The organism is Moritella sp. JT01, assembly GCF_001574435.1.
Lineage (GTDB): Bacteria > Pseudomonadota > Gammaproteobacteria > Enterobacterales > Moritellaceae > Moritella.
The window spans coordinates 175,489-199,637 of the sequence record NZ_LOCN01000006.1; the positions used below are offsets into that span (position 1 = coordinate 175,489).

30 protein-coding genes are annotated in these 24,149 nt (G+C 44.5%); 13 read left to right on the top strand and 17 right to left on the bottom strand.

Features of this window, described 5'->3' with window-relative positions; translation table 11 throughout:
* Nucleotides 1-26 precede the first annotated feature (26 nt).
* The 13 genes from AKG98_RS05920 (at nucleotide 27) to AKG98_RS05975 (ending at nucleotide 12,527) form a co-directional block, all read left to right on the top strand.
* The gene (locus AKG98_RS05920; protein WP_067042797.1) at nucleotides 27-389 is read left to right on the top strand and encodes an NADH-quinone oxidoreductase subunit A; all 363 of its coding nucleotides are present in this window, start codon (nucleotides 27-29) and stop codon (nucleotides 387-389) included.
* Nucleotides 377-925 (top strand): NADH-quinone oxidoreductase subunit B family protein, encoded by a 549-nt coding sequence (locus AKG98_RS05925; protein ID WP_067042800.1) that lies wholly within the window; start codon nucleotides 377-379, stop codon nucleotides 923-925. Before AKG98_RS05920 ends, AKG98_RS05925 begins: the two co-directional genes overlap by 13 nt.
* The gene (locus AKG98_RS05930) at nucleotides 922-1,452 is read left to right on the top strand and encodes an NADH-quinone oxidoreductase subunit C (RefSeq protein WP_157534073.1); all 531 of its coding nucleotides are present in this window, start codon (nucleotides 922-924) and stop codon (nucleotides 1,450-1,452) included. The genes AKG98_RS05925 and AKG98_RS05930 overlap by 4 nt, the downstream gene beginning before the upstream one ends.
* Complete coding sequence (nuoD, locus tag AKG98_RS05935; RefSeq protein WP_067042803.1) at nucleotides 1,449-2,666, top strand: NADH dehydrogenase (quinone) subunit D; 1,218 nt, start codon at nucleotides 1,449-1,451, stop codon at nucleotides 2,664-2,666. Before AKG98_RS05930 ends, nuoD begins: the two co-directional genes overlap by 4 nt.
* A complete protein-coding gene (nuoE, locus tag AKG98_RS05940; RefSeq protein ID WP_083543893.1) occupies nucleotides 2,663-3,247 on the top strand; it encodes an NAD(P)H-dependent oxidoreductase subunit E in 585 nt (194 codons plus the stop codon). The genes nuoD and nuoE overlap by 4 nt, the downstream gene beginning before the upstream one ends.
* Nucleotides 3,244-4,521: an NADH-quinone oxidoreductase subunit NuoF gene (gene nuoF, locus AKG98_RS05945; protein WP_067042806.1), complete on the top strand. Its 1,278-nt coding sequence runs from the start codon at nucleotides 3,244-3,246 to the stop codon at nucleotides 4,519-4,521. Before nuoE ends, nuoF begins: the two co-directional genes overlap by 4 nt.
* Nucleotides 4,518-6,986, top strand: a complete 2,469-nt coding sequence (nuoG, locus tag AKG98_RS05950) for an NADH-quinone oxidoreductase subunit NuoG (RefSeq protein ID WP_067042809.1) — start codon at nucleotides 4,518-4,520, stop codon at nucleotides 6,984-6,986. Before nuoF ends, nuoG begins: the two co-directional genes overlap by 4 nt.
* 116 nt (nucleotides 6,987-7,102) lie before the next feature.
* Nucleotides 7,103-8,176 (top strand): phosphotransferase, encoded by a 1,074-nt coding sequence (locus AKG98_RS05955; RefSeq protein ID WP_067042812.1) that lies wholly within the window; start codon nucleotides 7,103-7,105, stop codon nucleotides 8,174-8,176.
* Between the two features lie 5 nt (nucleotides 8,177-8,181).
* Nucleotides 8,182-8,922: a 3'(2'),5'-bisphosphate nucleotidase CysQ gene (locus tag AKG98_RS05960; RefSeq protein ID WP_228140217.1), complete on the top strand. Its 741-nt coding sequence runs from the start codon at nucleotides 8,182-8,184 to the stop codon at nucleotides 8,920-8,922.
* Nucleotides 8,897-9,133, top strand: a complete 237-nt coding sequence (locus AKG98_RS22660) for a hypothetical protein (protein ID WP_228140218.1) — start codon at nucleotides 8,897-8,899, stop codon at nucleotides 9,131-9,133. Before AKG98_RS05960 ends, AKG98_RS22660 begins: the two co-directional genes overlap by 26 nt.
* 129 nt (nucleotides 9,134-9,262) lie before the next feature.
* Nucleotides 9,263-9,679, top strand: a complete 417-nt coding sequence (locus AKG98_RS05965; protein WP_067042815.1) for a hypothetical protein — start codon at nucleotides 9,263-9,265, stop codon at nucleotides 9,677-9,679.
* Between the two features lie 126 nt (nucleotides 9,680-9,805).
* Nucleotides 9,806-10,342, top strand: a complete 537-nt coding sequence (locus AKG98_RS05970; protein WP_067042818.1) for a cytochrome b — start codon at nucleotides 9,806-9,808, stop codon at nucleotides 10,340-10,342.
* Nucleotides 10,343-10,928: 586 nt separating this feature from the next.
* A complete protein-coding gene (locus AKG98_RS05975) occupies nucleotides 10,929-12,527 on the top strand; it encodes an alpha/beta fold hydrolase (RefSeq protein ID WP_067042820.1) in 1,599 nt (532 codons plus the stop codon).
* A gap of 64 nt (nucleotides 12,528-12,591) precedes the next feature.
* Here the strand turns inward: AKG98_RS05975 and AKG98_RS22165 are convergent, their stop codons facing one another.
* The 17 genes from AKG98_RS22165 to AKG98_RS22670 all read right to left on the bottom strand — a co-directional run.
* Nucleotides 12,592-12,750 carry a hypothetical protein gene (locus AKG98_RS22165; RefSeq protein ID WP_228140219.1) on the bottom strand — a complete coding sequence of 53 codons (159 nt, stop codon included), beginning with the start codon at nucleotides 12,748-12,750 and terminating at the stop codon, nucleotides 12,592-12,594.
* Nucleotides 12,751-12,853: 103 nt separating this feature from the next.
* Complete coding sequence (locus AKG98_RS05980; protein ID WP_067042822.1) at nucleotides 12,854-13,051, bottom strand: hypothetical protein; 198 nt, start codon at nucleotides 13,049-13,051, stop codon at nucleotides 12,854-12,856.
* A 1-nt stretch (nucleotide 13,052) separates the two neighbouring features.
* Nucleotides 13,053-13,907 (bottom strand): hypothetical protein, encoded by an 855-nt coding sequence (locus tag AKG98_RS05985; RefSeq protein WP_067042826.1) that lies wholly within the window; start codon nucleotides 13,905-13,907, stop codon nucleotides 13,053-13,055.
* A complete protein-coding gene (locus tag AKG98_RS05990; RefSeq protein ID WP_067042828.1) occupies nucleotides 13,880-14,593 on the bottom strand; it encodes a hypothetical protein in 714 nt (237 codons plus the stop codon). The genes AKG98_RS05985 and AKG98_RS05990 overlap by 28 nt, the downstream gene beginning before the upstream one ends.
* 14 nt (nucleotides 14,594-14,607) lie before the next feature.
* On the bottom strand, nucleotides 14,608-15,090 hold the full coding sequence (locus tag AKG98_RS05995; RefSeq protein ID WP_067042831.1) for a hypothetical protein: 483 nt from the start codon (nucleotides 15,088-15,090) through the stop codon (nucleotides 14,608-14,610).
* Nucleotides 15,087-15,728 (bottom strand): hypothetical protein, encoded by a 642-nt coding sequence (locus tag AKG98_RS06000; RefSeq protein ID WP_067042834.1) that lies wholly within the window; start codon nucleotides 15,726-15,728, stop codon nucleotides 15,087-15,089. Before AKG98_RS06000 ends, AKG98_RS05995 begins: the two co-directional genes overlap by 4 nt.
* Nucleotides 15,728-16,060, bottom strand: a complete 333-nt coding sequence (locus AKG98_RS06005) for a tail fiber assembly protein (protein WP_067042837.1) — start codon at nucleotides 16,058-16,060, stop codon at nucleotides 15,728-15,730. The genes AKG98_RS06000 and AKG98_RS06005 overlap by 1 nt, the downstream gene beginning before the upstream one ends.
* A 26-nt stretch (nucleotides 16,061-16,086) precedes the next feature.
* Nucleotides 16,087-16,866 (bottom strand): hypothetical protein, encoded by a 780-nt coding sequence (locus AKG98_RS22665; RefSeq protein WP_067042840.1) that lies wholly within the window; start codon nucleotides 16,864-16,866, stop codon nucleotides 16,087-16,089.
* A gap of 12 nt (nucleotides 16,867-16,878) precedes the next feature.
* Entirely contained in the window at nucleotides 16,879-17,637 is a 759-nt protein-coding gene (locus tag AKG98_RS06015; RefSeq protein WP_067042843.1) for a phage tail protein, read from the bottom strand.
* Between the two features lie 6 nt (nucleotides 17,638-17,643).
* On the bottom strand, nucleotides 17,644-18,285 hold the full coding sequence (locus AKG98_RS06020; protein ID WP_067042845.1) for a hypothetical protein: 642 nt from the start codon (nucleotides 18,283-18,285) through the stop codon (nucleotides 17,644-17,646).
* Nucleotides 18,278-19,423 (bottom strand): baseplate J/gp47 family protein, encoded by a 1,146-nt coding sequence (locus AKG98_RS06025; protein ID WP_067042848.1) that lies wholly within the window; start codon nucleotides 19,421-19,423, stop codon nucleotides 18,278-18,280. Before AKG98_RS06025 ends, AKG98_RS06020 begins: the two co-directional genes overlap by 8 nt.
* A 1-nt stretch (nucleotide 19,424) precedes the next feature.
* Nucleotides 19,425-19,748 carry a DUF2590 family protein gene (locus AKG98_RS06030; protein ID WP_067042851.1) on the bottom strand — a complete coding sequence of 108 codons (324 nt, stop codon included), beginning with the start codon at nucleotides 19,746-19,748 and terminating at the stop codon, nucleotides 19,425-19,427.
* Complete coding sequence (locus tag AKG98_RS06035) at nucleotides 19,748-21,925, bottom strand: phage tail tape measure protein (RefSeq protein WP_067042854.1); 2,178 nt, start codon at nucleotides 21,923-21,925, stop codon at nucleotides 19,748-19,750. Before AKG98_RS06035 ends, AKG98_RS06030 begins: the two co-directional genes overlap by 1 nt.
* 209 nt (nucleotides 21,926-22,134) lie before the next feature.
* Nucleotides 22,135-22,401, bottom strand: a complete 267-nt coding sequence (locus AKG98_RS06040) for a putative phage tail assembly chaperone (protein ID WP_067043243.1) — start codon at nucleotides 22,399-22,401, stop codon at nucleotides 22,135-22,137.
* A gap of 8 nt (nucleotides 22,402-22,409) precedes the next feature.
* The gene (locus tag AKG98_RS06045; protein WP_067042857.1) at nucleotides 22,410-23,018 is read right to left on the bottom strand and encodes a hypothetical protein; all 609 of its coding nucleotides are present in this window, start codon (nucleotides 23,016-23,018) and stop codon (nucleotides 22,410-22,412) included.
* On the bottom strand, nucleotides 23,018-23,470 hold the full coding sequence (locus AKG98_RS06050) for a phage protein (RefSeq protein ID WP_045109604.1): 453 nt from the start codon (nucleotides 23,468-23,470) through the stop codon (nucleotides 23,018-23,020). Before AKG98_RS06050 ends, AKG98_RS06045 begins: the two co-directional genes overlap by 1 nt.
* A gap of 10 nt (nucleotides 23,471-23,480) precedes the next feature.
* The coding region (locus tag AKG98_RS22670) for a DUF2586 domain-containing protein (protein WP_228140220.1) at nucleotides 23,481-24,149 on the bottom strand (669 nt) is incomplete at its 5' end.

Below are 24,149 nucleotides of genomic sequence, written 5' to 3' on the forward strand. Positions count from 1 at the left end.
AGCGTTGCTGTAGGAGAGCAGAGTAAATGCCTATTGATTTTTTACCCGTGTTTTTGATGGTTGCGGTTGTCGTTACACTGGCCGCATTTATCCTGACCGTCTCCCGCCTGCTCAGGCCAGACAATCCCTATCCAGAAAAGAACCGGCCCTATGAATGCGGTATAGACCATGTTGGGGAAGCGTCAGCTGGATTATTTAAAGTACAGTATTTTGTGATCGCCATCCTATTTGTCGTATTTGACGTAGAAACGATGTTTCTGTTCCCTTGGGCGATGGTACTGGCAGACCTCGGCTTGTTTGGTTACATCGAAATGTTTATTTTTATCATGATGCTGTTGGTTGGATTTATCTACGCTTGGATAAAAGGAGCCTTAGAATGGGAAGTTTGACAGAACGATACAAAGATAATGTACTTTTTACCACCTCCGATAGCATTATCAATTGGAGCCGAAAATCATCCCTGTGGCCAGAAACCTTTGGCATTGCCTGCTGCGCCATAGAAATGATCGCGGCCGGTTGTGCCAGATATGATCTTGACCGTTTTGGTGTCGTTTTCCGCTCCTCTCCCCGCCAGTCTGACGTGATGATCATCGCCGGTACAGTGACCAAAAAGATGGCACCAATTATCAGGCGTCTTTATGATCAGATGCCAGAGCCAAGGTATGTGATTGCCATGGGTACCTGCGCCATCTCAGGTGGTGTTTACAATACCTATTCTGTGGTGCAAGGTTCAGACCTTTTTGTCCCGGTTGATGTTCATGTGGCTGGTTGTCCGCCTCGTCCAGATGCACTCTTACATGCCATGGTGCTATTACAAGAACAGATCACCGGCAACCGTCAACCTAAGCAGGATCAAGAGCAAACTACCCCGGTCTCTATTTATAATACAAAAGAAAAATCTGCCTTTGTGAAAGAAAATGTATGATCATGTCGGGGCAGTTTCCACTTAACCAGCTCATTGATAGTTTCAACGGCCGCATCAGCATCGATCCAAACGTCATCGATATGCCCTGTGTCGTGGTCAGCCCGAAAGACTTAGTTGAACTGTGTTTGTTTTTGCGCGATGACGACGCCTTTAAATTTAATTTTATGGCTGATATTGGCGGTATTGATTTTCACCCGAATACCCCGCGCTATCAGTTGGTCTATCACCTTTACTCCATTTCACTGGGCTGGCGATTGCGTATCAAATGTCCGCTAGAGGATCCACCAAAAGCACCGACCATCACCCACCTGTGGACCACCGCCAACTGGCATGAACGGGAAGCATATGACATGTTTGGTATCGTCTTTGAAGGTCACCCTGACTTGCGCCGGATCTATATGTGGCAAGAATTTGAAGGCTGGCCTATGCGCAAGGATTTTCCGCTGCGGGGTTACAAAGATAAATATAATCCGTTTGGCGAAGAGAAACCGACCCCAACACAGGGTCCCATCGGAGATATTCTATGACCAGTGTCAATATCATCCACGAAAGCCAACAGGAACATGGCCTAAGCCGCGAAGTGTTGATGAATCTAGGGCCACAGCATCCCAGTACCCATGGGGTATTACGTCTACTGTTACAGATGGATGGCGAGATCGTGAAACGCATCGAGCCGCATATTGGTCTGCTACACAGAGGCACCGAAAAGCTGTGTGAAAGTTTCACTTATACCCAGATCTTTCCGCTCACCGATCGCTTAGATTATCTCTGTCAGCCGTCCAATAACCTGGGCTATGCGCTGGCGGTGGAGTCATTACTGGGTATCAAGGCACCAGAACGCGCGCAATACATTCGGGTATTAATGGCAGAACTGTCCCGGATCTCTGGGCATTTGCTGATCACTGGCGCGCTGCCAATGGACGTAGGTGCGATAACAACCTTGCTGTATACCATGCGTGACCGAGAAATGATCATGGACCTGATGGAGATGATCAGCGGCGCGCGTATGCACACCTCCTTCTGCCGAGTTGGCGGTGTAAGAGAAGATCTGCCTGACGGCTGTGTCGAACGTATTATTGAATTTTGTGACATCTTCGAAAACAGCATTTCTGATTATGAAAATCTGGTAGGCAACAACCGGGTATTTCTGGCCCGGGTAGAAAATGTCGGCAACATCACCGGGGAAGATGCTATCGCCCTCGGCCTCAGTGGACCCTGCTTGCGGGCTTCTGGTATCGACTGGGATATCCGCCGTGATGCCCCTTACGAAATTTACGACAGACTCGATTTTAACGTTATCGTGCGCACCGATGGCGACTGTTATGACCGTTGGAAATGCCGCGTCGACGAAATGCACGAAAGCCTAAAGATGATCCGCCAATGTGTCGCGCAAATGCAGCCGGGCCTATTTTTAATCGATGATCCTAAGATCGCCTTTCCAGTCAATAAAGACCTGTTGGCTCATTCTATGGAAGCTCATATACATCATTTTAAACTGGCTGCCGAAGGTTTCAAAGTACCCAAAGGCGAGGTTTATACCGCCATCGAAGCACCAAAGGGGGAACTTGGCTTTTACATCATCAGCGACGGCACTGAAAAACCGTTCAGAGTCAAAATCAGAGCGCCCTCTTTTGTTAACCTACAGGCGCTGACCGACCGCACCACTAATCTGAAATATCTGGCCGATGTGATCGCCATGATCGGTTCACTCGATCCGGTGATGAAGGAGGTGGACAAATGACCGCAGAATATTCCAGACAAACTATCATCGCCGATCTTACCGCCCCCATCGCTGATATTGTAAAACGCTACCCCACCCAGCGCAGCGCGATCATGCCAGCACTTTATCTGGCTCAAGATAAATATGGGTTCATCGACGAAACTGCCTATCTGGCAATCTCAGAGATCTTAGACGTACCGGAGATCTGGGTGTTTGAACTGGCTAGTTTCTATACCCTGTATAAAAATAAAAACATTGGCAAATATCATCTCCAGATCTGCACCAATCTCCCCTGCATGTTACGTGGCGCCTATGACCTGCTGGACCACCTGCAAACTCGGCTTGGGATTAGCAAAGGCGATACCAGTAAAGATGGTCTTTTTACCCTGACCACGGTTGAATGTATCGGATCCTGCGATCTCGCGCCCGCCATGATGGTCAATGAAACTTACCACACTAATCTATCCAAAGAGCAAGTAGACAAGCTTCTAGACCAGTTATCACGATCAGGTATAACGTCGTCAGTAGAAGAAAGTAAGTCGCCTGTGGAAGAAAGTAACGCCTCAACGGAAAAGGGGCCCTCCACAGGGACAGCGCTATGAGCGAACTTGTGTTACTAAAATATATCACCCACCCAGACTCGACCAATATTGAGTTTTATGAAAGGACTGGTGGATATCAGGGTCTCAAAAAAATACTGACCACTTATTCTCCAGATAAAGTGATCGACACAGTCAAAGCTTCCAACCTACGCGGTCGCGGCGGGGCAGGTTTTCCTACGGGTATGAAATGGAGTTTTGTGCCAAAAGACGATGGCAAAACCCATTACCTGTGTTGTAACGCCGATGAAGGTGAACCCGGCACCTTCAAAGACCGACTGCTCATGGAACGGGATCCACATAGGGTGATTGAAGGCATGATTATTGCCGCTTACGCTATCCGAGCTAAAGTGGCCTACATTTATATTCGCGGTGAATATGGCTTATCCATTGAAAAAATAACACTGGCGATCAACGCCGCTTACGCGAGGGGTTATCTTGGTCAGCATATATTTAACACCGATTTTTGTCTCGATATCTATGTGCATAAAGGTGCTGGTGCTTATATTTGCGGTGAAGAAACAGCGCTGCTGGAGTCAATTGAAGGCCGACGCGGTCAACCGAAATTAAAACCACCTTTCCCTGCTGTATCAGGCCTCTATGATTGCCCAACCGTGATAAATAATGTGGAAACGTTTGTCTGTGTGACGCATATATTGGCCAGAGGCGTTGACTGGTTTACCTCCATCGGCCCTGAAGATGCGCCCGGTCCACGCCTGTTTGGTCTGAGCGGGCAATTGCAAAACCCCGGGATCTACGAGCTACCGATGGGGCTTTCGCTGAGTGAATTAGTTTATCACTATGGCGGCGGGCCTTTAACCGGAAAATTCAAAGCCGTGATCCCTGGCGGGTTATCTGCGCCAATGATCCCTTTGTCTGGACTTGGGGTGAAAATGAATTTTGCCGATCTCGCCACCGCCGACAGCATGATGGGGTCAGCCGCGGTGATCGCGCTGGATGAGACCGCATCGATTCCCGCCGTCGGCAGGCGGATAGCCGAATTCTTCTCACATGAAAGCTGCGGTAAATGTGCACCTTGCCGAGAAGGTCTTCCCTGGGCCAGTAAAATCCTTAACCGCATCGAGCGTGGCCAGGGCAGACCCGGAGATGTAGAGCAGCTACAGGTAATATGCAGCGGTGTATTTGACAATAGCTTCTGCGCACTGGGTGTCGGTGCCGCTTGGGCGATCAGGGCCACCCTGAAACATTTTAGGCATGAGTACGACGCGCTGATCACCCATCAAACGATCCCGGTGGACGATAGGACAAACACATGATCAGCTTCAAAATCAATGGTCAGGAGGTGGAAGTCAAAGAAGGCACCACGATCCTTAACGCAGCCCGCGCTAGTGCGATTGAGATCCCGACCTTTTGCTATCAAGACCGACTATCAATCTTGGCCAGCTGCCGCATGTGTCTGGTCGAAGTTGAAGGCCGACCAAGACTGGAACCTGCTTGCGCCACTGTGGCAGCGGAAGGCATGGCGGTACTCACCCATTCTAAAAAAGTGGTTTCCAGCCGCGAAGACATGCTGGAGATCCTGCTGGCTAATCATCCGCTCGACTGCCCAGTCTGTGACAAAAGTGGTGAATGTGAATTGCAGGATACGGTGTTTGAATATGGCAAAGGCGATTCAAGGCTTGCAGATCCGAAACGCGTATTCAGAATCGACGATATTCAACTCAATAATGTGATCACCTTTAATGCCAATCGCTGTATCCAGTGTCAACGTTGTGTCCGGGTTTGTGAAGAAGTGGTCGGTGATGTGGCACTCGGCACTATGGAGCGTGGGTTAGATTCAGAAATTACCGGTGTCGGTAATAGCCTGAAAGATTGCAGTCATTGCGGCAACTGCATCGAGGTCTGTCCGGTGGGGGCGCTGATGAGTACGCCATACCGTTATAAAGCTCGCCCTTGGGATCTTGAGAAAGTTGAAACCACCTGTGGCATGTGCGGTACTGGCTGCAGTATGACCATAGAAACCCGCGAAGGTAAGCTCGCGCGGGTCAAAAGCCAATATGAAACGGGGATCAACGGTGAGCTGCTGTGTGCGAAAGGCCGCTTTGGGTTTGATTTTATCGACGGAGGAGAACGTATCACTCAACCTATGCTGCGTAAAAATGATGTCATGACACCTGTGAGTTGGTCCGAAGCATTAGATTTCATCATCAACAAAACCCTGGATATCCTCGGCAACAAAGGGCATATCAAAGGTCTGATCTCACCACGACAAACCAATGAAACCGCCTTTATGTTTCAGAAGCTGATGCGGGAGGTTTTTCAGTCGTCTGACATCCATGCCAGTTGTCGATTCTCAGGCCTGAACCTGCAACCGGAAACCAATGACATTCTGAACAACCTGCTCACCCAGACCTACAGTCGCCAACCACTGGCTGAAATCCTAAAAAGCGACTGTGTGTTTTTATTAGGCGGTAACATCTGTGATGAAAATCCAGTCTCGAGTTACCTCGTCCGACAACACAAGCGGGACAATCATTATCACTTATTGTTGGCAAGCTCTAGACCCTGTGCTTTGGATGATATTGCCACTGAAAAATTACGTTTACTGCCCGGTAATGAAGCGAAGTTATTGGCGGCTCTGACTTCAGACCTGGAGATATCAGATGACAGGGAAATGTCCGATTTTGTTAGCGCTGGTAAAGTTATTCTGGAACAGGCTAACGCTGTCACCCTATTAATAGGCTCCGAGTTTATGCGGGGGAAGCAGACCAAAGACTGTTTATTATGGATAGAAAAAACCGCACAGCGTCTGCAACAACAAGGCAAGCAAGTGTTTGTACAATTCTTGTTTGACCGGCCCAATCAGCTTGGTCTATGGCATATGGGCTGCCAGCCAGACTTGCATAACGATCAGTCCGGCTTACAAAAGTATCACCCAGACAGTGTGCCAGATATGTTTTATGTGGTCGGTGCAGATCCACTTGCAAACTGCACAGCAGGTGATCCATTGGAACAAGCGGCCTTAAATACCCCCTGCCTCATTGTCCAAAGTGCCTTTATGACAGCCAGCGCACAGCAGGCGATGGTTATTTTACCCGCGCCTTCATACGGGGAAGAAGATGGCACTTATACCAACAATGAAGCAAGGGTACAAAAGGTCAGAGTAATCCGGCCTCCAGCCCCGGAGGTCTTACCTAATTCAGTGATTTTCACTCAGATTTCCAACTCGTTGGGGGTGGATATTGGCTCAAGTAAAATCAAGCAAATATTCAGTCAAATTAAACAGGAAATAGAAGGTTATCAAGCACTCAAAGAGGACTTTATTTTTGGCCCCGAGCTCAATGACTATGGTTTGACAACAGAGCCACCAGCAACGAGCGCGGCTCTCACAGCTCCTGAAGTAAAAGTCCCAGCGATTAAAGTCCCACAGGTCGATTATCTTGCTTTAGCAGGTTATACCTTGATCACTGGCGACAGCCTGTTTCGCTCTGGCAAACTCACCGCCCAATCAAAAAATCTTTCCGGCCTCGGCCATAATGCTTATGTGGAAATGAATCCTGGCGCAGATTATGACGAACAGCAGGACTATGAGGTGACAATCACCCGCGGCAACACGTCTCACACCGCACCGTTAAAAATAAACCGTGCTTTCCCTGAAAAACTGCTATTTATGCCAGAAGCTCAGTTAAGTTCCCCTGCGAATAAAATTATCACAGCGGCGGAGTATCCTTGTGTCGTCGAGGTTGAGATTAAGGTTTCGAACGAGGTTAATGAGGACTGATAAATTTGCACAGGAAATGAACAGGCACAGTGACGTTTTGTCACAAGGATTATTCGATACCCATCTGCAGCGCTATTTTGTACACTAGGTGGTATATTTTCGTTCATGGGTTAGATATGAGTATACCGACAGACGTTTTACAGGCGGTCGCCAACGCGATGATGGCGGAACGCGTAGTCAGTACCCAGCTAATCCAACCTTTATGGGGCGGATACGGCGAGCTTTTTCGTGCCACGTTAAGCGGTAGTCAATATACCTCGGTGATAGTTAAACACATCAAATTACCCCAACCAAAAATGCATCCTCGCGGTTGGAACACGTCTATATCTCATCAGCGAAAATTAAAATCATATCAGGTGGAGCTCCACTGGTATCAGCACTATGCTAATAATGGTCTGCCGCAATGCCCAGTGCCAAAATGTCTGTATGTTGAAGAACATAATGATGAAATACTACTGATTATGGAAGATTTGGCTACGTTGGGGTTTGAGAAAACGTTTACTAGTTTTGAGCCTAAGCCTGCTCTCATCGACGATAAGCCTAACCGAGCCAGCCACATTTCAGCTACGGATAATCCACAAATCAGTCATCAACACATAGAGGCCTGTTTATCTTGGCTGGCTTATTTCCATGCCCAACATCTCGCGATTGAACCGGAAGGTTTATGGGAGTGTGGTGGATATTGGCACCTAGCTACCCGCCCCGACGAGCTGGCCGCATTAACCGATGCCCCATTACAGCAAGCAGCCGAACAAATAGAGCAAACATTGCAACAATGCCAATTTCAAACCCTGATCCACGGGGATGCTAAGTTGGCTAATTTCTGTTTCACAACCACAGGTGATCGGGTCGCAGGTGTTGATTTCCAATATGTCGGCAAAGGTTGTGGCATGAAAGACGTGATCTTGTTGCTGAGTAGTTGTTTACCCTATCAACACTGTGAGCAAGATGTACCAGAACTGCTGAACTATTATTTTAGATTGTTAACACAAGCACTCGTCGAACATCAACCACACATAAACGCGCAAGCAGTGGAAGATGAATGGCGACCGCTTTATTGTATTGCCTGGGCTGATTTTCAACGTTTTATGAAAGGCTGGAGTCCGACTCACTGGAAGATTAATAGCTATACAGAAGCGCTGACTCAACAGGCATTAGCACAATTAAATTCAGCTAAACAAGGTCAATAAACACAATGAAACTCACGGTTTGTCAGCTTGAACAGTTACTAAAACTCGCCACCGAGGCTGCATTAAAAGCTGGAACGTTCATCAATAGCGTTGATAGAAATTCGCTGCAGGTACACAACAAACAGGCAGGGTCGAGTTTGAGTGCGCAGGTGGTAACGCAAGTTGACCTAGACAGCCAAGCCATCATATTGGAGATTCTACAGCCTACTATCGAACAATATGATATAGCCCTGTTAACCGAAGAAAATGCCAGCGAAGAAGATGTAGCAACCCACGCCCGTTTTAATAAAGACTATTTCTGGTGTATCGATCCACTCGATGGCACCCTGCCCTTCATTGAAGGTGGTAATGGGTTTGCCGTGTCTATCGCTTTAGTTGATATTACAGGTAATCCGATCATTGGCGTGGTGCATAACCCAAGCACAGGTGATACCTATCAGGCCATTAATGCACAACCACAGACATCAAAAGTGTTGAAGAATAGATCTCCTTGGCAGTCTGAACGGCTTAAGGAGTACAGCCATTCATTAAGTTTGTATGTCGACCGCAGTTTCCAGCAAGACCCACGTTACCCGGCTGTCATTCAGCAATTAACAACGCTTTCAGAATCACAAAATTTGGCACTGCAAATTATCAAAACCTGCGGAGCAGTAATGAATTCGATTGGGGTACTTGAAAATCCTCCGGCTTGTTACTTAAAATTACCCAAAGCACAACTCGGTGTGCGGCAGTTTATGGGACTTTAGTGCTACAGCAGCAATTACCCAAGCATTGTCAGCTCAGTATTTAGCGTCATCTTCGCCAATGCTATGCGCAGTCAGTGACTCTCAAGGCGCAGCTTTAGATCTTAATCGCACAGACTCTAATTACATGAATCATAAAGGGGTGTTGTATAGCAGTGGATTGCAGCATCAGACTTTTTTAAATGTAATCAATGGCAAAAACAATAACGATTGATTTAATACATTACAATACGTTAAGCGTATGAGATAAGTATGAACTTGTCCCCTGAACACACCTAAGCAATTGAAATATAAGCCATCCGTTGTTATGCTCTTTGTCACTTTAGATATACAGGAGATTATAATGAAAGGCGCAGGTGGCAATTCAGGTGGTATTGGTCATTTTTTTATTGGTTTGATTATGATGTGTGGTGGTTTCTATTTGCTACTTAATGCAATTACAGTCACATCAAGTTTTGGACTCAGTTCTCGTATATATAGCGTCAGTGCTTTAGGGACTAGTTTTGGTATTACTGGTGGAACTGTAATGCTGCCATTTATATTTGGTATTGGACTTATCTTTTATAACTCCAGAAATATCTTAGGCTGGTTATTATCGATTGGTTCTATCACTGCGCTAATTTTCGGTGTTATATCTTCTGTTCGTTTTAGCCTACGCACGATGACATCGTACGACCTCATTGTGATTTTGGTTTTGGCGATAGGTGGCTTAGGGCTATTCTTACGTTCTTTAAAAGCGATTGATGCCAAATACAGTTAACTGGATTTTATCGATAGACTTACATTTGCTTAAGTTTGCTTAAAGTTAAAAAGGAGCAAACTCTATACACTCATATTATTTAGTGCTTGGTACTAATAAACACTACATAAAATTAAGGTATAAATTATGCAAAATGAAGCTAACATACATAGTAAAAAAACAGTCATATTCCACTGGTTAGTTGGACTATCTATGATCACAGTACTCATAATGGGTATGTATATGGTCGAAAATAAAGTGTATTCACTTTATTATTGGCATCGCTCATTAGGACTTTCATTATTCATTTTTGCCGTTTACCGCCTTATTCTCAGAGTTAAGGAAGGGTTACCAAAACCAAAACTTTCTTATACTAAGATTGAGAAAAATTTATCGAGATTAGTACAAATATTACTATTAGCCAGTACAATTTTAATGCCTATATCTGGTATATTAATGACCACGATGAACGGATTCGGCTTGATTCTTTTTGATCTAGTATTCGTAACTCCAACCCCAGATCCAATAAATAGCATGCTGGGTAATCTGAGTAAAACTATCCACGTTACTTGTGGTTGGATTATGGCTGGTACTTTACTATTACACGTATCAGGCGCTCTGAAGCATCATATTATTGACCGCGATGATACTTTAAAGAGCATGTTAAAATTAAAATCGAATTAGAATCACGTCAACTTAAAATACTCCAGCTTACCTTAAATTTAAGAAACAGGTAATCACGTGTACTCCTGTACAATAAAGACGAAACAATCATTAAATTGTATTCGTCTTTAATCGCATTTATTTATTCATTATTCCGGTCTTTGGATGCTAACTAATGCTCGATTAAGGGAGTTAGAGTCAAAAAATTAAGAAGTAGGTGCTAGTATCCAAAATCATGATATCCATCTATTGCTGGACAATATGATAGGGGCTCGTCCTCTAGCTCTTTGTCTTTTAAAAACGCAATAAAACAACCTTTTACTAGACAAAGTATTAATTGAAAATTTCGCTCTTATATTTGTTATTTTCTCGAATCTCTTAGTTGTTCCCAACAAAGCAGTGAACCTGTCATCTCCTACATTACAAATCGCCATATAATCTTGAACAAATAGTGATTTAGTCTGCAAAAGTAAACATCCAGAAGTTGGAGATTCATTCTCGACTCGAATTAATGACACCCTTCATATATTATGCCCCGTATCTTTAAGTCGACTCATCTATCACAGCGTGATTTTTACATAAACATATCATAGGGCAATAAGTAAGAATGTATAAAAAATATTTACTATTAGCGGCATGCGGGTTAATTCTTACTGGATGTGGAGGTGAATCTGAATCTAAATTTGATTCAAATACCAATACCAATACCAATACCAATGGGAATGGGAATGGGAATGGAAACGGTGATGGCAACGGTAACGGTAATGGCAATGGCAATGGCAATGGCAACGGTAATGGCAATGGCAATGGCAATGGCAAATATCTGGTCGTACCTAAAGATTATGACAAACCTGATGGTGATAAAGTTAGGATCTATTACACTATTCATCCCGCAACCTCATCAAAACAACGCATAGGGATATTATTATTAAATTTTGGTGGACCAGGTTCAACAGCTGCCGATAGATTATTGAGTCAAGTAAGCTCAATGCCTACATCCATTACTGAGTCATTTGACATCGTCGCTATGGATCCTAGAGGCGCTGGGAAAAGTGCATTTGCAAGAGAATTAATGACCTGTGCAGTGATAGGGTCATGTGATTCGACATATAAAGAGATATCCCCTTATATGGGAAGTAATGCTGTTATTCAAGATATGGACTCGTTACGTGAACATTTGAATGAAGATCAAATTAACTATCTAGGTTACTCTTATGGCACAAGACTAGGTGCGCTTTATGCCGAACGTTATCCGACAAAAATTCGTGCTCTAGTACTTGATTCTTCAATGTCTCCTTTACATCAAAATTATGAAGAACTACGAATTGATCAGGCTCAAGGGCACCATAAAATTGCTAATTATCGACTGGCCGAAAAACCAAAGAGTATGGCGAAACTAAATGATATTGTCACTCAAACCAAGGATGGTGATTATACGGCGAATGATGGTGGCACGCTTAACAAAGACAATGTACATCAAATACTTGGTGAAATGACAAACCCTATGCGAGACTTTTTTAATTATTCAATGGGTATTTCATGGCGTGAGTCTAAGTTAGGATTATCATTATCTGCATTATTTGATAAAGATAAAGCAAAACCTTTTATTTGTTGGAGAACACAATGTGAGACTGAGTCCAATAATTTGAGCTTTAGCCATATACTAAAAGAAAGTTTTACTTCTGATGAAAAGCGTTCGTCAGCTATGTTTCGCTCAGTTATGTGTACTGATGAACGAATACCTTTGGACGATAGCGACATAGAAGGAAATGAGGATAAGTATTTAGCTTCATCATCGATCTATGGCGATTACCTAAAAGAAAATCTTTCAGGTTTATGTAAGGGTTGGACGGCACAGCGCTCTCCTATTGCCAGTCAATCTGAAATTGAAAATAAAATAACCGAGCAAGTGTTGATCGTGGGTGGTTTATATGATCCGCAAACCTCTTATAATTGGTCTGTAGAAATGAAAGATACAATAACCAATGCAGCACTCATTACTATTGCAGATACTGTCGGTCATGGTTTTAGTTATAATGGCATTGGTTCCTGCTTAGATGACATTGTGACTAATTATCTACTTAAACCAGAGGTCAAAGTTACGGATCAACAATGCAAACGAGTTAAAAAAATATCTTATCGTTATAGTAATGAAGATCCTACCGTCCCTGTTAATTCAGCACATTCCGGAGATATTCACTTGTAGTTAAACATCTATAAGTTCACTCGGCGAGTTGCTCACAGCTGAGAGTTCTGTAGCCGATGACTCATTACTCAGGTCTTTGAATACTAAAAGGTGCGGTAATTGATGCATACTCCCCTCCGCCTAACCGCGCGAGGGGTTTAATTTTATCTGCTGCAATATTCAATCGTTCTTTCGCGTCTGTACTTACCACAGTATCATTGATGTAAAGCTGCTTAACTTCCATTTAAAATATAACCACTAATAATCAACAACTTAAAATCAATCAATGACACTATTGGCGATTGAGTGGCGATGTAATCCTAAAGCATTGCTGTTTAGCCATTTCATTACGCTATCTTATGCTTTCCAGCCGAGCTACCACCCACTACATTTGCCTCTGCATTAGCAGTGATCTCATCAACGACCGCATTAGCGATGGCTTGTGCTAACACCGATGCCTGCGCATATGGACCTGCGATAACAATACCGCCCTTAACCATTTCAGCTTCAATTTTACTTTTGAGTGCAGATTTACTTAACGCCATATTATTTCCCTGCAAAAACGGTTGTGGAGCCATCGACATGTGGCTTACCTGTGAATGGACAAATACTCGCGCAGGTAATAACACCACAGCCGCCATTTAATTTAATGGTATCTGCATCTTCGGTTATATTCTTGGCTTTAATGATCAGTGATTTTGTACTGTCTAAATGCATGTCTTCTGTGCTTTGTATCTTAACTTCTTTGTTACTGCCTAAAAGCAGGTTATCCAACGAGGTAATAATCGCCTTTTCACCGACGAGTATTTTTAACGCCCCCATAATTTCATTTACCTGGTTACCGTCTATTTTATTAATGTCGTGGGTGGCAACCTTAGTGCTGCGTTCGTGGTAGTTTTGTTCGCTGGTTTGGGCTTCCACTATCGATTTCTGACTAGACTGTTTTATTTCACCATCTGTCTGCAGCTGCCAATCGCCATTACTACCAACTAATTTACTGCGATGCGATTGCAGCAGACTCACATCTGTTGAACGATGATCGGGTACCAAAGTATGCCAGGGTAAAAGCGACGTGATCACTGGTAATGAATCAAGACCATCAATATATTGAATTAAGCACTGCATGCCTGGTGTTGGTTCGACGAACAGACCATGTTCATGCCCCTGCCCTGACGCAATACTCACTTGTTCAAAGACGGGAACGGCTAAGGGTTTGCCTGTCACCGCATCTAATAATTGAATATCGGCCGCTTTATAGGCGCGAAATGCACTGCTTACACAGGCGCCATTAACCGGCATATCATAAATTTTTTCTATTCGAGCCAATTGAGGTAAGTGTTTACGCTGTCCTAATTCGGGAAAGTAACGTAATACTAAGCGGCGTATAGCGTTTTTGACCATCTGATAACCTGCTTATTTCCTGTTAATGTCACTTCGGTAAGGTAACGGCCATTAAGTTTTAGTCCTGGACGTAACTTAGGGATCGCAATTAGCTCACCTTTACTCGAGCTGATTGGCTTGATTGGGTGTTCTGAAAAATCAGTGATGACCGATTTGGCCCAACCTGAATCATGCCAGCTACCGACATAAATTTTGCCATCGGGGCGTTGCTGGAAAATGTAATCCGGTACCTGGTATATTTTCCCTAACTGACGTAATACCGATATACCATCGCCTTGATGATAAAAACACGGAACCGGCTGATTGATATAATCGACATCTGGATAAATAAATTGAAGACCAGTCAGCGAGAGTTGGTCCAGCACATCTTTCATCGTCGCAAAACGTATGGCCATGTTAGCCGGCAGTGACAATGCTCCGAGTAATTCACGACAAGTCAGATACCAACGGCCGGATGATTGATATTTAGATTCAATAACGCCCATGAAATAAGGCTGCAGTTTATCGACCCGATAGCCAAGGTGTAATTCCACGATGCCTTTGGGTTCATGCTCACAAGTAACAACAAAGCTAGCGCGACCAGGACTAAACAGATCAAGCTGCACACTGTTATTGATAATATTAACCACGGGTTCGCCACCAATGGTTAATACGGTGGTGAGTCGTGCCGAATCGGGTTTATCCATATCTTTACCCCTAGTTAGGGACCCTCTACATTTTCAAATTGTTGCTGCAGTGAATTATGACCATCACTGCTTTGCAGTGTTGTATTGTTACTGGCTTCACTATCGATCTGCAGTTGCTCGCGTTCTGACTTACTCATGACTTCAAGTAGGTTAAAACTGACAATCCAAGCCTTCACTTCTTCATCTTCGGTCGCGCTCATTTCACCATCAAACTTGGTTTTACGTACTTTGAATGATTCTGCTACATCACAATTCACCGTGCGAATAATTCTAGCGCCATGTTCATCAAGTTCTTTGGCTTTAGATATTAACTTGGCTAAGTCTGATTTTTCGTTAAAGGGGATCTTGGTAGTGACCGATAATACGGCAGGTTTAACACCGTTATCGGATGACATAGAAAACGAGCCGTAGCCACTTAAATCTTCGCCAGCTAATTTGAAACTGCATTTTATTTTGGTTTCATAACCTGGTATTTGCCAACCATCAAGCGCTATCATAAAAACACGTCCTTAATCGATTCAAGTTCGTGGCTGCTACCTACAAACGCACAAAAAGCCCAATACGCTTTATCATCACCTAGACCTTGCAACTTATCGGCTAAGCCTTTGGCTGAATTGGCGCTGATGCTGATGCAATTTAAGCCGGTGTTAATGGGGTTGAATTCAGTTGCCGTTAAACGCGTATCACGCAAACCCTTTAACTGCTTGCATTCTGCTAGTGCGCTATCGATATCACTGTTCAAACCTTGTCCCTGGTCATTCACCTGAGCTAATGAATCAGCCTGATACTGCCGCTTAAGCGCTGGTATATACCGCTTATCATTCAATACCGTCCACTCAATTGATTGTTCGGTGCCTTGAGGCCGAATGAGTTTGTCTGAATCTAATGTTGCTAGACTCGCTGCATAACGACCGCATTCGACAAAACCGGTTAATGGACAGTAGTCATTAATAGCTGCTAATTGCTTAGCTAAGTCATTCGGGTTATCAGCGCTAACCCACAAGACCAGGGCATTAAAAGCCGCAGGTCTGAACTGGCGGCTTTCATCCTGGATGGCACTTGCCAATAAGAGCGCGCCCTCTGCAGCAGTGCAAAGGGTAGCGGTTTGGTGGAAGCAAAGATTAATGCTATGCATTAGCTAATCGCTGGTTTCTGTGGCCAAACGACATCGTCAGGATCGCCCACTGATTGGGGGATATCACGTAATGCTTGGCGATATACAATTATTTCCGATTTAAGGCTATTCGATAACGGATAATCGGGTTGCACAAGATAGTCAGTATCACGAATTAACTTGTCACGTTTGATTCTTATCTCAAGCCATTTTTCAACACTTATTACGTTGTTGATAAGTACGACAGCTTCGTCTTCACTAAAACCTATTTCAACTAATACGGTCAGCTCCGCAGACACATTAACCAATTCATGCCCCCGCTTATCAATTAACGTTTCAATTACTCTGTTCATATATATTCCTTAATTACGGTCTTTAATTATGCATTTTTAGGGGCGAATAATTTGTTGTAGTGGTAAGAATATGGCAAGCGACATTCTGGATATTCGGGACCCAAAAATTCGTCATCTTTATGGTACGATTTAACTTTCCAGTTAATTTCCCAAGTAGACGAGGTAGCGGAGTAGATCGAGACTTCACTGTCTTCTCTCGAATACTTAGGCGCATTACTCATGCTGCTCATGACATGGTAAGTTAACCCACCGCGTAGATAACAACCGCTGAATTTTCGGCACGAGCCGACAGAACCATCAGCGACCGCAGCATATAGCGGGAGGTTTCCAGATACAGGGCGAGCAATACAGCTAATACCAAAAGCTGCATTACGAACTGTTTTTCGGTACGTTTGGCCAATGCGTTTAATCACAAAGCTTTGTGCACCACCGCCCCAAGGGTAATCAATACCTTCAATGTATAATTCCAAACCTGCAACATGAGTAACACCTGGGCCGAAAGGTTCATCATTTATATTCTCTCTGTAATCACGTACAATATTAATGAACGAGGCACCTGCGCGATTATTAGGGAATACCCACCACACCGGGTAATAACGGTCTGAACTCAGTCCCGTTAAATCAATTTCAGATTTATACAGCGCTTGGCCATTAATATCTTTAGCTTGAACCGACCCTTTCCAGCCATTAAGGCTATCTTGCGTTTGTTTAACCTTCTTATCGATTTCTTGTATTTTTCCATCAACCACCCCAGTGAGGTTATTGCTGGCTTGCACGAGTTCTGCAATGTTCTGTTCTATTGTCATGCTCTGTCCCCTTTATTCATCATGAGTCGATGTAATATGCTTTACCTGTCGGTACATCGTACTGACCTGTGCGGTTGCCATTTTGGCGAGCGAGGTTTGTACCTCACCATCGTGTTCCTGACGCTGCTTTATCATTGCTGATTGTGTTTGCTGCAGAGCTTGGCCTTCTTGCTCTAGTGTTCCAATGTGAACCTGCTGCAGTTCGATAGTATTTCGTAAATTGGTGACAACGTCTTTTAAGCCTAAGTGGCGCGTCATGTTGTCTATTTGCGCTGTAGCATTAGCGACAAGAGCCAGTTGCATACTGTCCAAGCGTGGGCTGTAGTCAAACATCCAACTACTGGCTTTAATATCGATGCGGGCAAGGGCTTTGGCTGCGGCGAACTTCAATACAAAACTGCGGTTGTGTACGTTATTCACGCCCTGACGTTTACGCTGCAGAGGTAAATAATCCAGCGCTAACAAGGTGCCATTACTGGTCACTAAGCCAATCCAGTTGTAATCAAAATCACCAACGTCCTGGTCTAATACACATGCCCATGCCACGGTATGCTCATCAATGAAACCATCGAGTAATTCATCCGTTTGATAGGCAATTTGAGCCTGTGCTGGGATTGTCATATTAGGATCGCGTTCTGCGCTATCACTTAAATTAGGCACATTCGCTAACACCAGCGTTGAGACGTTTAGCCCCGAGTTGGCTAGTGCGCAGTTGGTAATGTGTTGCTTGCCAGCATTAGTAAGAATGCCGGTTACCTGTTGTTCTGACATAGAAACTTACTCCGTTGCAGTACTAATGCTGCTTTCTTTACTCAAAAAACCATAAAGTGGCTGTAGTGTCAGTGGATGCTCAACCAACGTGTTCAGTGGCATTAACGGCACTTTTTGCACATGGTATTGCACATCAATCCAACTTGGTGCTAAGTCACAATCAGCAAAACTATGTACCGTAAATTCATAACGTCTGCAGGTACGTCCATAGAGCTGGATTAATTCGGGCATCAGTTCGCCGTATTGGGATACCGCATGACTGCTAAAATCGAGCGCAATAATGTCCCAATCCCTGTTTTCAATACGCTCTGTTACTTTGATTACATCAATACCCAGACGATTGAAGATATCGGCAATGGTTGCTATCTCACCCGCATCGGTAGTATTAACCAGTGCATGTTGAACCCGTTTCCTAAAAAACTCAGTCGGTTCGGTTGCCAGTCTTTCGGTCAACCTTTCCCAGGCTAACAAACCTAAAAATGGCTCTGCACTTTGTTGCTCATCTTTTTGTGCTACCGCCCACATCACCCAGTCTTTGGTATTGTTCCAATATTGCTGCGCGGCTTTCATTAGCTGCTGGGCATGGCCTTTATTTAGCCAGGTGGCAATTTCAGGTTGTTGATGCTGCTTTTGCTGAGAACTATCCATGCTGCACAACCAATTGCGTGAGTTTAGGCAGCCATAAACCCGTCTTAATATCACCACAATCAAAATCGATACTGCGCAATGAAGGAAACTGATTGTGTAACTGGGTTTGTAACTGGCTCATGCTAAATGATGAATTCGGCCGCGTTCGTGTTGGTTGATATGCATCGTTTAATCGAAACGCAGCCTGAATAAAGGTTTTTATATCCGCGCCAATATCGATACTATTTGCATGTAATGAATACGTGGCCGTTATTGCTCTGTCGTGTATCGGCATTGCGTACACCAAAAAATCATCACCATGACCATGATGGCCGTCATCACGAATATGTTGATTAATAGCGCCTAACAACCCCGTTGATACTTGACCAACATTTAAGTAAATAAACGCATTGGCGGTACCAGGTCCACGCGGCGCTTGGTTTACAATTTCTATATTTTCAACCGGTATAGCGAAATCACTGATTATCGATTTGTACACAGTATTGATGTGCCATTTAGCAGCAGTGCCGAATACATTTCTTATTCTGTTTCGATATGCTTCAGTGTTCTCTTCGTTCGCACCAGGGATAAGCAACCAGTCTTTTTCATTACGAACAGTCACGCCCTCAATGGGGTTAACTAAGCGATAATAACTGCCTACGGATAAGTTATACGCCTGCCCAGTTCCAACCGCTTGGGCCAACACTTCAATGACGTATTCACCTTCTTTAAATACTGCAGCGCTGAGTGTACATAACTGATATACCGTGCCGCCAATACTGGCACTACTGACCAAGGCACCAGCTGGTATACTCAACACGCCATCACTGTTTGTGCGTGTTAAAGTCAGCATGCCTTTGGCTTTAATTGCATCCATAACAAAAACATTGCGGCTTGGACCATGTAACCCAATTAATGCGCTGCGACTTGCCGTCATGATAAATAAATCGGGCATCAATATACGCGCTATCCAATCGAGTAGACCAATAACAGGTAAGGTAATTAAAGCCTTAACCGTGCGCCAGAACGGACTAAATGGACTGCCATTCTCGACAATAATTTGCTGTTCGCTTAACACCTGGTCCCATTGCTGCTTGGCGACCGTCTCATTCACTGGTAACCCAGCATCTGCCATCATTTTTTTAAAATCAGGTACCATGTTATGCCCCCGCCCATTTCATTGTGCCGTATTGCTTAGTTTCAGCTTCAATCGATAAGGTCTTATCACTGTTATAACTGATCAAGATTGTGCCAGGCTTGAGTCTATCGTCTTGTTCGACTTCGAGTTCTAAATCCGTCAGTACCGGCGCAATGCCATTGATGTTGCGCTGTTTAACTAACTTAACTAATAAGCCACTTTCGATAATGCGGTGCTTAACGTCTTGGCCAATCACTTTGGCCGCAGATAATTTGCCAGCACTGAGCGAGGAATTAAATACAAAATCCCCATCAACAATATTTAAATCAACATGCATATTTATCATTATCCGGCCAACTCCATTAACTGTTCAAAATCATGCGCAAGGTTGTCACTTTTCATCACTACATTGTCGATATAAACCCGCTTACTGTTATCGGCACTGCTATTACTCTGGTTATTCGTGTTCAGTCTGCTTTGCTGGAAATACTGCGTTCGCTGTATACGCGGACGGCTTACCTTGGCCAGCTGTTGGTTGTTTTCTTGATACTGTTGAATACGCGCACTGTGTGCATTTGTTTCATTAAACGTTTGGCTTTCAACAAGCGAAGCAGCAACCGGCGATAAACCGCTAACCTGATTGAACTGCGTATTTGTATTAACTAAGTTGTTCGCTGCATAAGCCTCTGTGCTTAATACTTGGTTTGCAGCAACTGGTGTAAAACCGTTAGCCTGGTTAATTCGTGTATTCATGTTTGCAAGATACTTTGATCCAAGAGTCTCTGTGTTGAGCTTCGTTGATAGTGTATTCTCAGTTGATATTGGCGCTGCTGTTTTGGTCACCTCTTCAACTTTTGAGTTAATGGTCATCTCTTTACCGTCCATCAATCCCAGTGCTTCGAGCACCCATTTAACATTATCAATTAGGCCTGTGAATACCGACATTACGCTGTCAAATATCTTAATCAGAACTTGCCCCCAACTTGAATCTTTAAAGGCAGCAACAATGGCATCCCAATAAAAGATAAGTCCCACAACGGCAGCCACTAACGCAACGACCCCAGCGATAACCAGCCCAATAGGATTGGCAAGCAATGCTGTATTAAATAACCAAGTCACACCCTGCGCCGCTAACATAGCACCACGATAGAGACCGATAGCCGCAAGATAAGCACCCATCACTGCAATGTTGCCTAAGAACCCCATCACGCGCAGTGCAACCAAACCAACCTGCCACAGTTTTGTTGAAATAGCGGCGGCATTGGTCACGACACTAAGGCCGATTAAGGCAAAGCGATAAATGCCGATGATCATATTCATGGCACTGAAGGCCATCATCAATGCAATGACGCCAACAGCAGCAGCACCAAGTACGCCCGTTAATGTCGGAAATTCTTGGGTTAGCCATATCACGCCACCTAACATAGCAACCAACATATCGACAACCGGTTCAATAATCGGTAACACTGCTTGCCCCATCGCCGTTGCAGCGCCATTTAATGAACCACTAAATCTGTCCCAGGGACTGGCAATGATATTCGCCATTTCACTGGCCTTGGATGCATCAGTAACATTGGTTAGTTCGTTAATACCCTGTTTTAACTTGGCTGTTTTTGAACTTAAAATATCAACCACCGAGGCGGCATTTTTAGACCCGAAGGCTTTATTTAAAATATCGCCCCTAGCCACGCTGCCAACGCCCGCCAATCGAGCATTAATACGCGAGAGCACCACATCTATACCAAGCATATCGCCTTGACTATCGGTCAGTTCAATCCCTAATCCTTTTTGCGCTTTACCGATGCCATCAATAAAGGCGGCATATTGGGTACCCGCGACAGAACCCGACTTAAGGACCAGCTGCAGTTCGCCCAGCACCGCAAATTGTTCTGCGGCATCGATACCACGACTGGCGGCTTTGGCGCCTAACGCACTAAAGGCCGATTGCATTTCTGCGCCGGTGGTTTTATACATTTGCACGGCTTTCGCTGTTTGCCCTGCAATCTGATTCACCCAGTCGGACTTGCCCATTTTGTTGGTGGTTTTTTCAAAGATGCCGTACATGGTGCCCATATAACTGGTGATCGTGCTGGCATCCGCTTTAGTCGCAACCGCTAATACATTGGATGCCTTGGTAAAGGAGGCAAGCTCATCACCGGTGAGCCCAGATATGGCCGACTGGATATCGTAAGCACTGCGCACGAACTCTGCAGAGTTACCGCCAAACTGAGCGGTAAATTCAAACGCGGTTTTGGTTAGTTTGGTTAAGTCTTCGCTGGCTACACCCAATGTTTGTACTTCACCCAGTGCAGCAACATGATCAATAGCAGGTGACAAACTACTGACCAGAGCCATGGCGCCGCCAGCTGTGCCCATAAAGCCACTCATCATTTGGTTTTGAGCACTGGCCGTTTGGGCGCTAAGTTGATTTATCTTGTCCATGATCTTATTCACTGGCCCTGTTGCTTTATCAACAACGCCAATGGTGTACATGAGTTTTTCCAACTTACTTAATGCGCTCATTCGTTCCCCTCAACCTGTGACTTAACCACTGTCTAACGCCATGCAAATACCATTGTTGATGGCGATCTGCTGCTTTTCTTGATTATCATTTTCCAAAAACAATGCCTGGGCTAAACTGTCTTCGGTGGCCACGCTGTGTGGCAGCCATTTTTGCTGATAGGCGAGCAACTGATCTAAGCGGTTTCTGCTTATCTCTTTTGCTCGCTGTTCTATTTTTTTACGGTGATATTGAACTCAGGTTGATACTCTTCAACCACACTGCCGACCAGATGCAGCGCTGCACCAGGCAGGCCTAACATTTCTTTTAATGTTGCTTTGCACTCGTTATCAACCACCGTCATTAAGAAGTTGGTCGCAGGTTGAATTTTATTAACCTGGTTACTTTGGTTTAAAAACTTGTTGTAAGCCGTTACGTTCACATTGAAACTCAGTTCAATGTCATTCACTTCTAGGGTAATTTTTTGCTCTAACGCCATGGTCACTCTCACTCTTTATTTGGGATCAAATCAGCTTGGTTCAATAGGGTATACGTAAAGGTACTGCCCCATTGCTGACGGCTTTGATGGCAAAGGGCCATCAGCTTATTAAAATCATTCGGGTTGGCTAATACCTGGCAACCTGCAGACCACTTGTCGACTTGCTTTGACTCATGGTTTGCACTCGCTCGATGGCAATTAATACCGAAATAACCACGTTGTAAATTATTCTCACAATCCAGTTGATTATCATTGTTGTTGTCTCTGTAAACGGTGACGGGTTTATGCTGCACTAACGCAGGGTATTTTCCCTGGTGATAACCGAAGGTCCATAAACTGCGATGCTGCATAGCGGCAAGTACTGCGGTACCATCCAGATTGCAGGGGTTTTCACGGTAATAAGTGCCTGCATCCGTGGTGCATTTAAAACTGACGAGCTGCCATTTACCGTCTTGCTGATACAGGACACAAAGCAGATCGTTAAAGCTGTTTGCCTTGGTGTCCGTGTGACGAACGCCAATCAAGTTAAGGTTTAACTCACCTTCAAATACTTTGTACTGCTTGGCCTGCATCGCTTTAAGCAAACTACTTGCAGTGAGGTTTTTCATTGCAGCCATTACAGGTCTCTCACTTCTTCTGCAGTCAGATAAGGAATGCCGTTAATTTTGATAAAATCAGTCGACGTCACCGGCCCTTTGATCGTGGTGGTATCTTCTTCGCCACCTTCCGCTTTGATATTTAAGATCTCGTCTAACTGCGGCAGTACACCAAAGGCTTCAATATTCTTGGTGCCAGCGGCAACTTCCGCTAAGAACGAAATATCAAAAGGTTCGATGCCTTTCCAACTGCCCGCCGTTTTAGCTACATCCTGCAGAATAAGAAAGTTCTCATGATCTAATTTAATGGTTACTTCGGCGTCAACCGGACCATCGATATAGCCTTTAGTAATGCCACGTACTTTTTTGGCTTTACGGCCATCGGTGATCTTTACGCTGGCTTCAATGACATGCACCATTTTGTCACCAATGAAAATATCAAAGTCTTTACCGCCTAATGCTTTTACTGACATGTGCTGTTCCTTATTCGTCTTTGTCTAACATGATGCCGACAAGGATTTCACTTGGTGAGTCAATCGGCTGTATTTTTACTGTGACTCGCAGTTGTCGTGCATTCATAAACGTTAAAGTGATTGAATCATCTTTCGGTTCACGTATTTCACCAGGGAATTTGTCTGCGCCGATATTGATACTTTTTGACATGTCGCGCAGTGGTTTGCCTAACACACGTTTACCAAAACCAATACCTGTTGAACTGTTGTTGAGTCGGCGGTTTTTGATTTGATAAATCGCGATAATGCGAATTTGTCGCGCGGCTTTATCGACGATACGACCGGCTTCAATTTGCTGATAGTCACCGCCTTCGGCATCGAGCATATTGACGTCACCAAAGTAGATGCCATCAAAGTCAGGATAAAATTGCACACAGCTAAAACGGATAGTATCCAGTGCGGCTGTTACTGCATTGGTGATCGGTTGACCGGAACTGTCGTGCGGTGTCGGTTGCAATGCCATCGACCCTGTTTGTACACGCATTGGTGAATCGGCAATCGTCACTGAACGTTTACAAAGTCGCCCCGTGACAGCGCCAAGTTCGTCACCATAAAGCGCAGGGATCACGGCCACTCGCGCAGCAACAACACCATCTGTTAATGGGGTGATCGCGGCGAGGTGTTCAGCCCATGTTTGGCT